Here is a 14,382-nt window from a genome sequence, read left to right as displayed (position 1 = left end):
AGGACATTATCTATCTTTGTATCTCCAAATAATAAAAATGAAAAAAATATCTTTTCTGTTCATCCTTTTTATCGGTTTTATCAATGCGCAGAAACTGACTTCCCATGAAATTTCTCTTATCAACAACGGAGATATCAATACGGCACTTCCTATTTATCAGACTACAGACACCAATCAGCATAAAACATTATTGAGCTTATCTTCGGAGATTAATCCTATTGATCCGAATACCGCGGTTTTAGTAAAAAGAATGAAAGAATCCCTTTTGTCTACAGACGGTGGAGTAGGCATTGCAGCCCCGCAGGTAGGAATCAACCGGAAAATCATCTGGGTACAGCGTTTTGATAAAGAGGGAAATCCCCTGGAATACTTTATCAATCCTGTTATTGTATGGAGATCAGAATTGCAGAATCTGGGGCCTGAAGGAGATTTGTCTATTCCTGAATTCAGAGACCAGTTTTACCGGAGTAAGGTTATTCAGTTGGAATATGTGGATTTGAAAGGGCAGAAATACTCCGAAATTGTAGAAGGTTTTACGGCAGTGATCTTTCAGCACGAGATAGATCATCTTTTCGGAATCTTAATTTCAGATAAAAAGGAAAAAGAGAAAAATGATTCTTATAAAAAAGTGGATGCTTTTAAAAGGAGTGATTCTGCAACGAGATAATTGATCATTTGTAGTATCTTATCCTGTATAATAAGCTACAAATTCTCTCAATAACGAATATATGTCTCTAAATTCAAAATATTGAGGACTTGTACTACTTACATTTTTAAAATGTTGTTTTCTAAATAACATTTTAGTTCTTGTCAGATGAAAATATTGAGAAACAACAATTAAACTTTTAAAATTTAGACTGTCTTTTAATTTAAGTGTGTTGTTCACGGTTGCAAGGGTGTTGTTGCCAAAATTATCGACAATTATAATGCTGTCAGGTACTTTGTTTTTAATTAAATACTCTTTCATTTTATCACCTTCATAAAATCCTTCTTTTCCCAGTCCACCACTGACTAATATTTTTTTAACTCGTCCGTAACGATAAAGATTAAGTCCACATTCCATACGTTTTTCAAGCCTTTCTGAAAGTGTGCCATCTTCATGTACTGTATTGCCTAAAACGACAGCGATATCTGCGTGCATATTTTTGTCTGTCAAACCGTCAATAACTATATAAATCAAATGTCCAAACAGCCATAAAAATAGAATGGTAATAAATATTTTGAATGCTCGTTTACTGTTTTTCATAAAATGACTACTATAATATTTAGTTTAACGCATTACATCAATGCAAATTATTATAATAAAAATAAATAATTTTAGCTTGATAAAACGGCTTTTAATTTTATGCCATTGAAAATAATATCTATTAAAGAAAAATCTTAGTAATTCGTCACCGAAAAATTCACCTCCTTATTATTTCTCGTAGTATTAAAATGTGGACCAACCTGATATGTTTTTCAGTCAAATTATGAGGTTCCTCAATGGAATCTCCGGGAATATTAACGTACAGCTTTGCAGCCAAAACGGAACCTCCGTTTTCAATCTATCCGATGCTGATCTGAACAGTTAATGTAGTTTCGCCCGTTTTTGCCTTTGAAAGGGTGATCACAGATAATGGTTTTATCCTGACTATCACTTCAATCTTTCTTTACGTTTTTTATCCTGCTTTTTGAGTAGATGGGTTACTTTTTATTTCTTGTATACTTACATCTGGGAAAATTTGTACATCCCCAAAAAACACCATACTGACCATTTCTCTCCATAAGATGTCCACCGCAGTTCGGGCATGAAATATTTTTATTCATGTTGGAATTTGCTTGTAGTGCTTTATCTTTATTTCGATGGTTTGTTTTGGCAGCCAGAATTTTTGTGACAATTTCTTGCTTGGTGTGTTCGCTAATGTAATCGTAATCATACTTTTTAATTGTTTTGACTAATTTATTGATATAGACAACATCAGTATAAGTTTTGGTTTTAAGCGTCGCTCTTTTTGTAAAGGTAATGATGGAATAATACCTCAGATATTGATAATTTTTCAATACGTGTTTTAACGCATAAATATGACCTTGATTTTGTAAAATAGGGTTATAAAACTTACGTCTGTATTTATAAATAGCCTGAACCCAGGATTTATCGTTTTCATACCCTAAAATCCAACCTTTGTAATTCTTGGTTTCAATCACAAATATTCCATAATTTGAAACAATAATATGATCGATCTGTGAAGTGGAACCTTTAATCTTCAACTCAATATTATTCAGGACAGTGTATTTTTCATTATTCAGCCTTTTTAGAGCTTTTGAAGCTTTATTCTCGCCAATATATCCTTTTATTTTCGGGGTATAATATTTAATGACTAAGAATAAGATCACTAAAAAACAAATAAGTAAAAAACCGTGATCCATGATATTCATATCCTATTTCTGTTAATGTTTTTTGGTTTTCCATGGGTAAATAAAAAATCTGTCTCCAAAGAAACAGATTTTTTATTAAAAAGCAATTGATCTTAGTTATTCGTTACTGCAAGCTTCACTTCAATATTACCTCTTGTCGCATTAGAGTAAGGACAGATCTGGTGAGCCTGGTCTGTTAATGCCTGAGCTTCTTCAATAGATACGCCCGGAATATTAACGTCCAGTTCTACAGCTAATCCGAAACCTCCGTTGTCAAGTTGTCCGATGCTTACCTGAGCAACGACTGTTGTTTCTCCTGTTTTTGCTTTAGATAAACTGATCACTCTGTTAAGGGCACTGTCAAAACAAGCTGAATATCCTGCTGCAAAAAGCATTTCAGGATTTGCAAAGTCATCATTACCGCCACCAAGGGCTTTAGGCATTCTTACTTCAACATCCAAAACTCCGTTTTCACTTTTTACGTGACCGTTTCTTCCTCCTTGTGCTGTTACTTTTGTTGTGTATAAGGTTTTCATTTATTTTTCGATTTTGTTTAATATTTTTAAGATGGTTTCTTTAAGGTGTAGCAGATCTTCTGTTTCTATCCCTATTTTATTTTGAATTTTTCCCGGAATTTCACAGGCTTTCTGCTGAAGTTCTCTTCCCGCTTCCGTTAAAAAAACTTCCACTACTCTTTCGTCTTCTTTTTTTCTTTTTCTGTCAATAATTCCTTTTACCTCGAGTCTCTTCAAAAGAGGCGTTAAAGTTCCACTGTCCAGAAACAGCTTTTCACCAATATGATTCACGGCAAGCCCGTCATTTTCCCATAACACCATCATCACAAGATATTGCGGATAGGTAATATCAATCTCATCCAGAAATGGACGATACAGTCCGGTAATCTCTTTCGCAATCACATAAAGCGGAAAGCAGATCTGGTTTGATAATTGTAACGATTTTGAATTTTCCATAAGATTGAAGATGAAAGAATAGGGTAAGCGTATTATTTTTTAATGATGAATTCCTCCATAGGAACTCTTACTTTCTTCATGGTAGAAAGCCAGTCATTCGCTGCATCTCTGTAGCCAAGATATAGCAGGCTTACGCTTTTTAATCCCAATTCTTTAAGATTAAGAATATCGTCAACTACTGCATTGCTGAAACCTTCTGCTGGTGTACTGTCGATTTTTAATTCCGCAGCCTGAGCCATTGCTAAACCTAATGCGATATAAGTCTGACGGGCTGTGTGAGCAAAATGCTCTTCAGGAGTCTGAGCGCCGTACATTTCTTTGATCTTATCGGTATAACTGCTGAAACGTCCTCTCGGCAAATCTCTTACATCGGTATGATGGTCATATACTTTATCAATTTTTTCATTAGAATAGCTGTCCCATGCAGCAAATACCAAAACATGTGAACTGTCTCTCATCACTTCAGGATTAAGGGCGCCCTGTACCATTTTTTCTTTTAATTCCTGATTTTCTACAACCACAACTCTGAATGGCTGAAGCCCGGATGAAGTAGGAGCCAGTCTTGCAGCTTCCAAAATAGTGTTAAGATCTTGTTCTGATACTTTTTTTGAAGGATCATATGCTTTTACGGCATGTCTCCATTGTAGGTCTTCTATTAATGACATTTTTTTTATTTTAAATTAAACTTATTTGTGTTTATCATTTCCGAAATTAAGTTCGCTCTAAATGACAATACAAAGGTAAGTTTATTTATATTGTGCACAATTTAATTTTGATAGATTTAATTTATAACAATAGTAGAAATTAACTAAATACTATAAATGTTACTTATCATCAATGTGTTGATTGCTGTTTCTTTTCCTTTAATATAAATAAATTGAAAAATCCCCATTATAAAACATAATGGGGATTTTACCGGGGTTTATCTGATTTTTTTTAATCAGTCTTTTTTAAGTGCTGTATTTTAAGCCAAAAAGGAATTATTTAGTTGAAGGAATTTCATTCATCTGCTTAATAACATTGGTGTTTTTTTCAATACCAATATTGTATGCTTTTCCTTTTTTATGGCTGTGACTTGTTTTTTCAAGAAGAATTTTATAGTCATCTGCCTTTTTAGACAGATAAAAGATCTGAGGACTTATACCAATGGATACCCGCGTGAATTCTTCCGGTTTCTCCGGATCTTCTGCTACATTGGTGATAACTGAATTATTATACCAGGTCAGGTTCTGTGAACTTGAACTGCCGGAACAGGATGTGATCATAAATAAGATTAATAGGAGATAAGTCCAGACTTTCATAGAAAAAATATTTGATAAACAGCTCCTGCAACTTTTTATCATCAAAAAGTTGCAGAAGTTGTATAAGTTAATTAGAATCCGCAGCCTCCAACGTTTGGAGCTGGTGAAGGAGAACATCCTGAAAGTGATGAGAAGATGTTCAGTACACAATTGGTGTTCACTAAATTGTTATCATACAGATAAGAGGCTGTAGGGCTTCTGTAATACACATTTCCTGCTGTATTGGCATAAGAGGATACAGAGGCAGATCCACAGCTTGTATTGATACATGCATTTCTCCATGCAGTATCTGTAACAGGTCCGCTAGGGAAGAGGGACGGATCAATAATTCGTTTTTCAGTAACTCCTGATGCATTTTTGTAGCTTACAAGGATCGCAACATGATAGCTCCATGATACACAACAAGTTCCTGTTGATGCTCTCAGGTTTCCGTAGACAAACTGTTTTTCACAGTCGTAGCCATTGTTGATAAGAATCTGTCTCATTTTGTGAGCTCTTGCATAGCATCCGTCTACAGGATATCTGAAGGTAATGCATGGTGAAGATGCCGTGGAAGTGCCACAAGCCTGATTTTTGATTAGCGCAAACATGCTGTTTAGGGTAGCAATGTTGGGCAGAACACTTGTTAATTTGTTAGTCTCATTTTTAGCTTCTTTCGTAAAAGCAGACTTGAAGTACCGGATATCTTCCTCACTTCCTTTTTCTACTTTTGCAATTTCATGCGTTTTAGGATTGATAAAAACCTGGATAGGAGATTCGTTTTCCAACGCTTCTCTGATCAGGCTGATGTATTTTTCATTTTCTTTGGTCGGGGTTATTGTATAAAACTGGGCAGTAACAATAAATGATACTTTCAGGGTGCCGTTTTCATCCTCTATCCCTACCGGAACTGTTTTCCCGAGATCCGTAAGATTTTTGCTGATGGTTTCATCCTGACTCATTTGCTGTTCCGCGTTAGAGTCATTGCAGGCATTAAATGACAGGGCTGCCACAAATACCATCATTGATAACAGAAATTTTCTCATAATTTTCATAGTTTGGTGGTTAGTAATAAAATATATATAAGTTTGGTGTGTGTTGCATTATTCTCAATGAAATACAGGTTGAAATAGTTCACTTTAATGTGATATTAAAAGTAGACAAAAATAAAATACCAACAAATTATTTTATAATAAAAAAACAAATATTTTCACATTTACTTAAATAAAACCAGTGTTTCAGGGCTTTATACTAAGAGTTCGTTACCGATAGTTTAATAAAATTTAAGTAATGATAAAAAATATCCCGTCATTCATTTTTGACGGGATATTTTTTAGAGTAAAAGCAACTATTGATGAGTCTTTACCCAATCGCTTCTTAAAATAAAATCTTTGATCAGAGTTTCATAATAATAGAATAACTGGCTGTCATCACTCATCTGATTTTCAAGAACAATAACGCTTACATCCGAACCGGGAATGTACATATTCAAAGAAGCAAAACCATCACCCAGCCCAGTGTGTCCCAAATAAGAAATGCCCTGGTCTTTAACGATCCGAATATTGTAACCGTATCCCATCTTATCTTTTCCAAATACATCATGTTGTGACAGACTGGAGGAAGTCGTCATGAGTTGATACATTGCAGAGCTTAAAACTTTTCCTTTATGAAGAAGAGAATTCCATAATGCCATATCTTCGGCGGTAGAAATTACACCGTCAGCCGGCATATTTTCATCATTGATCATTGAGTTTTCTACGGGAGTGAAAAGATGATCTTTATTCATATGGCCGGAAACCAGGTTGCTGCGGTTATTTTTTGAATAGCAGAAGGTATTGTTCAAATGAAGTTCTTTAAACAGATCGGTTGCCAATTGGATATAAGATGTACCTGAAACTTTCTCAATAATTTTCCCTAAAAGGATATTTGACAAATTTCCATACTTAAATTCTGTACCGGGTTTAAAGAGCAATGGTTTTTCTATATCTACAATTCCGTGGCTATGATTGAGTAGCTGGTGCACCGTGACCGAATCTGCCCACGGTTGTTTGAGGTCAGGGAGATATTTTTTGATTGGAGTGTGCAGATCCACTTTTCCTTTCTCAACCTGTTTTAGCAATAATACCGAAGTGATCTGTTTGGTATTGGACATGATTTCAAACTGATCCTTCATTTTTAAAGGAACCTTTGTTCTGCTGTCTTCAAAACCATAGGCTCTGGAATATTTTATTTTTCCGTTTTGGGTGATCAGAACCACTCCGTTGAAAGGTCTTGGAGACGCCGGAGATTCTATTAAACTGTCGATCCGGCTTTTATAATCGTTTTTACTTTGGGCGCAGGATTGAGATGCTGTGAAAAGCATTCCTGCAGTGCAGAGAATTCTGATCAATGGTTTCATTTGGTTTTTTAATTTAAAAAATTACAGAAGGATCAAAAATAAGTTTTAAAATAATATATTGACTGAAAAAATTTGACTTTTAAGCTAACCCCGCAGCTAGTTCGTTATTACAAATAAAAAAGACCGGCTGTAGGATCACGGCTGGTCTTTATTTCTATTGTGGAGTAAATTATTTCTGAATAAGCTCAGCTCCGAAAACATCTGCAAAATGCTTTCTGATATTTGCTTTAAGATCTTCCACTTCCCCGGTGGTCAGTTCTCTTTCAAGCTCTCTTTTTACAGAAGTCACCTGTTTATCTTTGATCCCGCAAGGAATGATGTATTCAAAATATCGCATATCGGTATTCACATTCAAAGCGAAACCATGAAGAGTCACCCATCGTGAAGCTTTTACGCCCATCGCACAGATTTTTCTGGCGTAAGGTTTTCCCACATCCAGCCATACTCCGGTTTCTCCCGGTGAACGTTCCCCTTTAAGGCCAAAATCACCAATCGCTCTGATGATCACTTCTTCCAGATTTCTCATATACAAATGAATATCCGTAAAGAAGTTTTCAAGGTCCAGAATAGGGTAGCCCACAATCTGTCCGAAGCCATGATACGTGATATCACCTCCACGGTTAACTTTCACGAAGGTAGCATCAATCTCTTTCAGTTTGTCGATCCCGGCAAGCATATTTTCTTCGTGACCGCTTTTCCCTAAGGTATAAACATGAGGATGTTCTACCAACAAAAAGTGGTTAGGCGTTGTGATATGCTCTTCTGCAGGTAAATCACGGTTTTTTATTTTAGTATCAATGATATTTTTCATCAGACTCTCCTGATAATCCCAGGCGGGTTGATATTCTTTGATACCCAGATCTTCAAATTCTACCGATTTATTTTGATTTGTATTCATACGTTGCTGTCTGTTTTCTTAATGGACCAATGGAATTGCGATTTCCTGCCATTTTTTGGACATACAAATTTAGTGAATTTTAAGCTTTTATAGAATGGATAAAATCTATGGCAGCATTCTTCCAGTCTTTATGGCTCAGCAGCGTATGAACGAAGGCTGTTCCTATAATTCCGCCGGCTGCTTTTTCGGTAACATTCTCAAAATCTTCTTTTGATTTAATTCCAAAACCGATCATCACAGGATTCTTAAGAGGAAGGGAAGCGAGTCTTGACAGGTAGTTTTCATTTTTCAGAACGGCATTTTCATTTCCTGTGGTGGATGAAGAACTTACCGCGTACAGAAATCCGGAACTTAAGGAATCCAGATACAGAATCCTTTCATCTGAAGTTTCAGGAGTTACCAGAAACGTAAAATTAAGGTTATATCTTTTTAAGATGTGCTGATAATTGTTTTCAAACTCAATAGGAGGAAGATCCGGAAGAATCAGCCCTGAAACTCCGCTTTCCGAACATTCACGGCAAAACTCTTCAAATCCGAAACTCAGCACAGGATTGATATATCCCATCAGAATAACAGGAATCTGTATTTTGTCTTTGACCGTTTTCAACTGGGAAAACAGTTTTTCAATGGTCATCCCGTTTTGTAAAGCCAGTTCATCTGCCTTTTGAATTACAGGACCGTCTGCTACAGGATCTGAGTAAGGCATTCCGATTTCTATCATATCGGCACCGGATTGCTGGATCAGTTGTATAATGTCAGCAGTATCTTCCAGTTGCGGAATTCCTGCTGTGAAATATATGTTTAGTTTTTTCATTTTTTATTATATTAATGTATAAAGTCACAAGTACAAAGTATAATGTACAAAGTAATAAGTAGAGATACATTGTACATTTTGCATCCGACATTTTACAGATTCTTCAAATACGTTTCCATATCCTTATCTCCACGTCCGCTCAGGCAGATGACGACAATGTCATTTTCATTGAATTTCTTTTTATCCAAAACTGCCAGGGCATGAGAGCTTTCCAAAGCTGGAATAATACCTTCCAGTTTCGTCAATTCAAAAGCAGATTGTAAGGCTTCCTCATCATTAATACTGAAAAATTCAGCACGTTTTTCCTTAAACAAATGCGCATGAAACGGCCCGATTCCCGGATAATCGAGTCCTGCCGAAATAGAGTGGGGCTCAATCACCTGTCCGTCTCCGGTTTGCATCACAAGACTTTTGCTTCCATGCAGAACACCTAAAGTCCCAAGGAAGGTTGTAGCTGCGGATTTCCCGGAATCAACCCCCAGTCCACCAGCTTCTGCTGCAATAATTTTTACGTCTTTTTCTTCTACGAAGTGGTAAAAAGTTCCCGCAGCATTACTTCCTCCACCCACACAGGCAATGACATAATCAGGGTTTTCTCTCCCGATTTTCTCTTTTAATTGCTCTCTGATCTCTTTTGAGATGATGCTTTGAAACCTGGCTACCAAATCAGGAAAAGGATGAGGACCCACCACACTTCCTATGACGTAATGCGTCGTTACAGGGTTATTGATCCAGTCTCTAAGCGCTTCGTTTACTGCATCTTTCAACGTTTTGGAACCTGAGGTGGCGGGAATGACTTCTGCTCCCAGCATTTTCATTCTTGCTACATTCGGAGCCTGTCTCTGAATGTCTATTTCACCCATGTAAACAATGCATTCCAGCCCCAGTAATGCACAGGCCGTAGCAGTGGCTACACCGTGTTGTCCGGCTCCTGTTTCTGCAATAATTCTTGTCTTGTCGAGGCGTTTGGCCAAGAGCACCTGTCCCAGAGCGTTATTGATTTTATGGGCTCCGGTATGGTTGAGGTCTTCTCTTTTCAAATAAATCTGAGTATTATACTTCTGACTTAAATTTCTGGCAAAGTAAAGCGGGGTTGCACGTCCTACATAGTTTTTAAGCAGGTCCTGATACTCATTCTGAAACTCTTCAGATTCTATGATCTGAAGATAGTTTTTCTGCAGTTCATCTACATTCGGGTAAAGCATTTCAGGGATGAAAGCACCTCCGAATTCACCATAATATCCGTGTTCATCAGGGTTTTTATAATTCATTATATTATTCTTTAATAATTAAATAAGCATTTTTTTCAGAGCTCAGCTGCCTGAGCAATTCTTTGTTTTTTTCGGAAACATTAAAAATCAAGATATCATCATCTTCCGAGCTGATCCATCCGTTTTCATTATTTTCTTTAATGGTTTTGGCTTTATTTTCTAAAATTTCAATACCGCAACTTTGGTAAAAAGGCCGTAAATCACTAAAACAAAATCCTATAGTCTCCTTATTTCTTAGGGTCATATTTTTTTTAAAATACTGAACCAACTGTGACCCGTATCCTTTTTTCTTCTGAGCAGAAACCAGACCGCCCGCCTCAGCATAGGAATACTTTTTTTCGGATATTTCCAGTCCAAAATCAAAATTAAGCCTTATCACCGCCAAAATTTCATCTTTCGAACCAAAAAGAAAATGAAACTCCGAATCTTTAAATGAATTGCGGAAATCAGAAGGCGTCATTTCATTCCATTCCGGAATATCCCAAAGATTTAAAATATCTTTTATTTCCTGATCCTTCAGTTCATCTGTTTTTTTAATTTGATATCTCATCGGTCAGACTGCTGATAAATTGAATATTATAATTACGTTGCTGTCTCGTGATCAGTTTTTTATGATGCATGAATTCAATTTTACTGATCAGATCAATTAATGTCGCCGTATCTATTTTCGACTCATACATGGTAACAGCAATTTCCAGATTGTCAATTAAAAAATAAGGATCTGAAACTTCATAAAGCAAAAATATCTTAGCATAAATCTTTCCAAGATCATATTTAACATGTTCTCTCACATGACTGTCCAGAAATTTGTCAGAAATAATGACCAGATAATAACTGTTCCACAAGCTGATCCTTTCAAAGAAATACTGAATATCATTTTCATCAAAGCTTTTGATAATTCCAATGAATTCCTTTAACTGTCCGTCCAGAGTCCAGTATTCCGTATCGCTGTCATTTTGAGAAACAAAATTATACAACAACTGGATTTTTTTATTTCCAAACTTGGGCGGAAATAAGGTTTTATAAAATGTTTTTTTTAACAGATGTATGTTCATCATCTTTATATGTGTATTTTTTTTGAGAGAGTCCCGAAGGGACGATTTAACTTTCAGTAAAGAATAAAATCCTTTACTCTTATCAATTCAGTCCCAGATATATTTTTCATGATATTCAACATCATGTTTTTCAAGCAGATCAATCATTTCATCCTTAAACTTCTGCTGTTGATGATGATATCGTTGATTTTTGATATAATTAATAACTCTGTTAACTTCATTTCTACCTACCGAAAATGCCCCATATCCATCCTGCCAAAAGAAATTTTCATATTGAGATCCCTTTGTTTTCATCCATTTTGAAGAATGCGCTTTGATTTCCTGAACCAGTTTCATCAAAGCTATTTTTCTTGAAAGAAGACATAATATATGAATATGATCATCATTTCCACCTATCTGCAATGCCGGACTTTCAAAATCTTTGCATATTGCCGCGATGTAGGGAAATAACTCTTTTTCTATTGGTTCATCAATGAAATCCTGCCGGTACTTTGTACTGAAAACAATGTGGATGTAATTTTTTACTAGGGACTGGGGCATTTTTTGTGTTTTTTTTGTTTTAATTGGACTTCGTTCAATTCTTTGTTAAATCGTTCCTTTGGGACTTTTTGAAATGAATTTTTTTATTTTTTTCAGGTCTTTATTTCCTGGTTCTATCTCAAATTTTGAATTGATGTCGATAGCAAATGGTTTTTGATTTAAAAGATTGATGTTTTCTATGTTTTCTTCTGAAATTCCACCGCTCAGAAAATAGGGAAGTGGGATTTTGAATTCATTCAATAACGTCCAGTCGAACTGTTTTCCTGTTCCTCCAAATGCTTTCCCATCGGTGTCAAAAAGAAAATAATCGACCACTGAAATAAGAGAGTTGATGGTTTCTTTTATTTTTATTTTGGTCTCCTCATTATTGTTTCCGATTCTGATGACCTTTATAATTTTAATGGAAGGTTCTAATTTTTGTCTTAATTCAATTATAAAATCTTCAGATTCGTCACCATGAAGTTGGATCAAATGTAAGCCTGCTTTTTTCGCAATATGCGTAACCGTCTCAATTTTTTCATTCACAAAAACCCCGGTTTTACCCGGATGACTGATCTTCAAAATATCTACGATTTTCATCTGATTAAGAACATATCTTGGAGATTTTTCGTAGAATATAAAGCCAAGAAAATCTGTTTTCATGGAAATCAACTCCTGGATCTGGTCTGGTTTTGTCAAACCGCAGACTTTTAGTTGAGGTGGCAGATTGTAGGTTGAAGGTTGCAGGTTCATGATGATAAGGTTAGTTACTGATTGGCAGTTGCCCGTTTACTATAATTTTGTTTTACAGCTGATAGCTTCATTTCATCTTTGAATTTGTACAGTAAATTCTTCAAACGCTTTCGCGGGATCCTGATTTTTCATGAAATATTCTCCCATCAGAAATCCGTCAAATCCTTTTTCTTTTAAATATTGAAAATCATCGATATGATAAATACCGCTTTCGGCTACGGACAATACATTTTTGGGCAGTTGGTCTTTTAAAAGAACAGAATGGTGAAGATCAACTTTGAAATCTTTTAAATTTCTATTATTAATGCCTACGAGATCAATGTCTGCATTACAATGTTTCAGTTCTTCTTCTGTATGAATTTCCAGCAAAACTTCCAGATCCAAGTTATGTGCCAATTCTGTAAATTCCTGAACCTGAGCTGGCGAAAGACATGCCGCGATCAGTAAAACAACATCAGCTCCCATGCTTTTAGCTTCATAAAATTGATAGTCATCCACCATAAAATCTTTTCTTAGAATGGGAATATGGATATGGTTTCTGACATTCAGAATATCATCAAAACTTCCTCCGAAAAAATCCCGGTCGGTAAGGATTGAAATTCCCGATGCCCCAAAATTTTCGTAGGCAGAAGTTACTTCCAAAGGCTGAACACTATCATTAATAACCCCTTTTGAAGGAGATTGTCTTTTAAACTCGGCAATAATTCCGTTTTTATTTTTTAGAGATTCTTTCAGAGAAAAACTTTTTCTTCCAAAAAACTCAGAATTTTTCAGATTTTCAATTGAAATTTCTGCTTTTGAAATTGCAATCTCTTCTCTTTTTCTTTCAATAATTGTATCGAGTATTGTCATTTTTTTAAACTAGAAGTTAGATTTTAGAAGTGGCTGAAATAGTTTAAAGGTTACCAAATCAACCATTCAACAAGAATTCAAGGCTTCTCAAGGCTTTTCCACTTTCCAGGCTTTCTTTAGCTACTGAAAGACAATTTTCATACGTTCCGAATTTTCGGGTATAGAAAAGAGCCGTTGAAGCATTAGCCAAAACCACAGAATTCTGCTGTAATGAGCCATTTCCTTCCAGAATATTCCTGAAAATTTTGGCAGACTCCTGAGGGTTTTCACCTCCTTTTATACTTTCCGGACTTACAGAGTCAAACCCCAGATCTGCTGCTGAATAAATCTCTTCCCCGCTTTTGGTAATGATCTTGCTGTCTTGGGTAAGGCTTATTTCATCATATCCATCCAGACCGTGCAAAAGGGTAAACTCACGTTCTTCTTTTTGCAGAAGATATTGATAGATTCTTGCAATTTCCATATTATAGACTCCAATCACCGAATATTTTGGTTTTGCAGGATTCACCAGTGGCCCCAGAAGATTAAAAAATGTTCTTAATCCTAAAGCTTTTCTTAAGGCGCCCACAGACTGAAGAGCAGGATGGAAATATGGAGCATGAAGAAAACAGATATTGGCTTTATCAAGTTCTTCATTCAGTTGTTCCGAATTGTTTTTGAACTGATAGCCAAGCTCCTCCATGACATTTGATGACCCTGTTGTAGCAGATGCACCGTAATTTCCGTGTTTGGCCACTTTCTGTCCTGCTCCCGCAACGACAAAGCTTGCCAGTGTTGAGATGTTAATGGTATTTTTTCCATCGCCCCCAGTCCCAACGATATCCAGGGTATCGTCAGTATAAAGCTGTATAGGTACTGCCATTTGCAGTAAGGCTTCTCTAAAACCTTCCAGTTCTTTTAAAGTAATATTCCGCATCAGAAAAACACTGATGAAAGCGGTAACCTCTGCGGTATTAAATTTATTCTGAGCAATCTCAATCATCGTTGCTTTTGCCTCTGATTTAGACAAAGTGTGATGATTAAACAGATATTGTAGTATTTCTTTCATTTGTGGCGTTTTTATGGTTGTCGGGTAATCGTTTTCTATTGGTTTCATAATTCTAAGGGTAGACAAATTACATTAGAGCTTCGGCTGAACTGACATTAATTTTCTTTGCTCATCTTTCGCTTGCCAGCT

18 protein-coding genes are annotated in these 14,382 nt (G+C 36.0%); 1 reads left to right on the top strand and 17 read right to left on the bottom strand.

All coding sequences use genetic code 11. From position 1 onward, the window contains the following. Positions 1–37 precede the first annotated feature (37 nt). Entirely contained in the window at positions 38–667 is a 630-nt protein-coding gene (locus tag BW964_RS06435) for a peptide deformylase (protein ID WP_076505795.1), read from the top strand. An 18-nt stretch (positions 668–685) separates the two neighbouring features. Here BW964_RS06435 and BW964_RS06430 read toward each other — a convergent pair whose 3' ends face one another. The 17 genes from BW964_RS06430 to trpD form a co-directional block, all read right to left on the bottom strand. After that, on the bottom strand, positions 686–1,246 hold the full coding sequence (locus tag BW964_RS06430) for a YdcF family protein (protein ID WP_076505793.1): 561 nt from the start codon (positions 1,244–1,246) through the stop codon (positions 686–688). A gap of 437 nt (positions 1,247–1,683) precedes the next feature. After that, a complete protein-coding gene (locus BW964_RS06425; RefSeq protein WP_228431988.1) occupies positions 1,684–2,415 on the bottom strand; it encodes an NERD domain-containing protein in 732 nt (243 codons plus the stop codon). 92 nt (positions 2,416–2,507) lie between these two features. Further along, positions 2,508–2,930 carry an organic hydroperoxide resistance protein gene (locus BW964_RS06420; protein ID WP_076505791.1) on the bottom strand — a complete coding sequence of 141 codons (423 nt, stop codon included), beginning with the start codon at positions 2,928–2,930 and terminating at the stop codon, positions 2,508–2,510. Continuing rightward, entirely contained in the window at positions 2,931–3,365 is a 435-nt protein-coding gene (locus tag BW964_RS06415; RefSeq protein WP_076505790.1) for a MarR family winged helix-turn-helix transcriptional regulator, read from the bottom strand. Positions 3,366–3,397: 32 nt separating this feature from the next. Further along, complete coding sequence (locus BW964_RS06410; RefSeq protein WP_076505788.1) at positions 3,398–4,030, bottom strand: NAD(P)H-dependent oxidoreductase; 633 nt, start codon at positions 4,028–4,030, stop codon at positions 3,398–3,400. Between the two features lie 315 nt (positions 4,031–4,345). Further along, positions 4,346–4,630, bottom strand: a complete 285-nt coding sequence (locus tag BW964_RS06405) for a hypothetical protein (RefSeq protein ID WP_123911943.1) — start codon at positions 4,628–4,630, stop codon at positions 4,346–4,348. A gap of 107 nt (positions 4,631–4,737) precedes the next feature. Next, entirely contained in the window at positions 4,738–5,691 is a 954-nt protein-coding gene (locus BW964_RS06400; RefSeq protein WP_123911942.1) for a protein-glutamine glutaminase, read from the bottom strand. Between the two features lie 302 nt (positions 5,692–5,993). After that, positions 5,994–7,043, bottom strand: a complete 1,050-nt coding sequence (locus tag BW964_RS06395) for a serine hydrolase domain-containing protein (protein WP_076505783.1) — start codon at positions 7,041–7,043, stop codon at positions 5,994–5,996. Between the two features lie 169 nt (positions 7,044–7,212). Further along, positions 7,213–7,941 carry a lipoyl(octanoyl) transferase LipB gene (lipB, locus tag BW964_RS06390; protein ID WP_076505781.1) on the bottom strand — a complete coding sequence of 243 codons (729 nt, stop codon included), beginning with the start codon at positions 7,939–7,941 and terminating at the stop codon, positions 7,213–7,215. A 79-nt stretch (positions 7,942–8,020) separates the two neighbouring features. Then, positions 8,021–8,755, bottom strand: coding sequence for a tryptophan synthase subunit alpha (gene trpA, locus BW964_RS06385; RefSeq protein ID WP_076505779.1), 735 nt, complete (start codon positions 8,753–8,755; stop codon positions 8,021–8,023). A gap of 92 nt (positions 8,756–8,847) precedes the next feature. Further along, entirely contained in the window at positions 8,848–10,026 is a 1,179-nt protein-coding gene (gene trpB, locus BW964_RS06380) for a tryptophan synthase subunit beta (protein ID WP_076505778.1), read from the bottom strand. A 4-nt stretch (positions 10,027–10,030) separates the two neighbouring features. Next, positions 10,031–10,576, bottom strand: a complete 546-nt coding sequence (locus tag BW964_RS06375; protein ID WP_076505776.1) for an N-acetyltransferase — start codon at positions 10,574–10,576, stop codon at positions 10,031–10,033. Then, on the bottom strand, positions 10,560–11,084 hold the full coding sequence (locus BW964_RS06370) for a hypothetical protein (protein ID WP_076505775.1): 525 nt from the start codon (positions 11,082–11,084) through the stop codon (positions 10,560–10,562). Before BW964_RS06370 ends, BW964_RS06375 begins: the two co-directional genes overlap by 17 nt. Before the next feature lie 84 nt (positions 11,085–11,168). Continuing rightward, positions 11,169–11,621 (bottom strand): IS200/IS605 family transposase, encoded by a 453-nt coding sequence (gene tnpA, locus BW964_RS06365; protein WP_076505773.1) that lies wholly within the window; start codon positions 11,619–11,621, stop codon positions 11,169–11,171. 45 nt (positions 11,622–11,666) lie between these two features. After that, complete coding sequence (locus tag BW964_RS06360; protein WP_104669436.1) at positions 11,667–12,353, bottom strand: phosphoribosylanthranilate isomerase; 687 nt, start codon at positions 12,351–12,353, stop codon at positions 11,667–11,669. Positions 12,354–12,425: 72 nt separating this feature from the next. Beyond that, positions 12,426–13,205 (bottom strand): indole-3-glycerol phosphate synthase TrpC, encoded by a 780-nt coding sequence (gene trpC, locus BW964_RS06355; protein WP_076505771.1) that lies wholly within the window; start codon positions 13,203–13,205, stop codon positions 12,426–12,428. Positions 13,206–13,263: 58 nt separating this feature from the next. Then, positions 13,264–14,253, bottom strand: coding sequence for an anthranilate phosphoribosyltransferase (gene trpD / locus BW964_RS06350; RefSeq protein WP_076506687.1), 990 nt, complete (start codon positions 14,251–14,253; stop codon positions 13,264–13,266). Positions 14,254–14,382: the final 129 nt, after the last annotated feature.

Source organism: Chryseobacterium shigense, from assembly GCF_900156575.1.
GTDB lineage: Bacteria > Bacteroidota > Bacteroidia > Flavobacteriales > Weeksellaceae > Chryseobacterium > Chryseobacterium shigense.
This window is presented reverse-complemented; position numbering and strand designations above follow the sequence as displayed.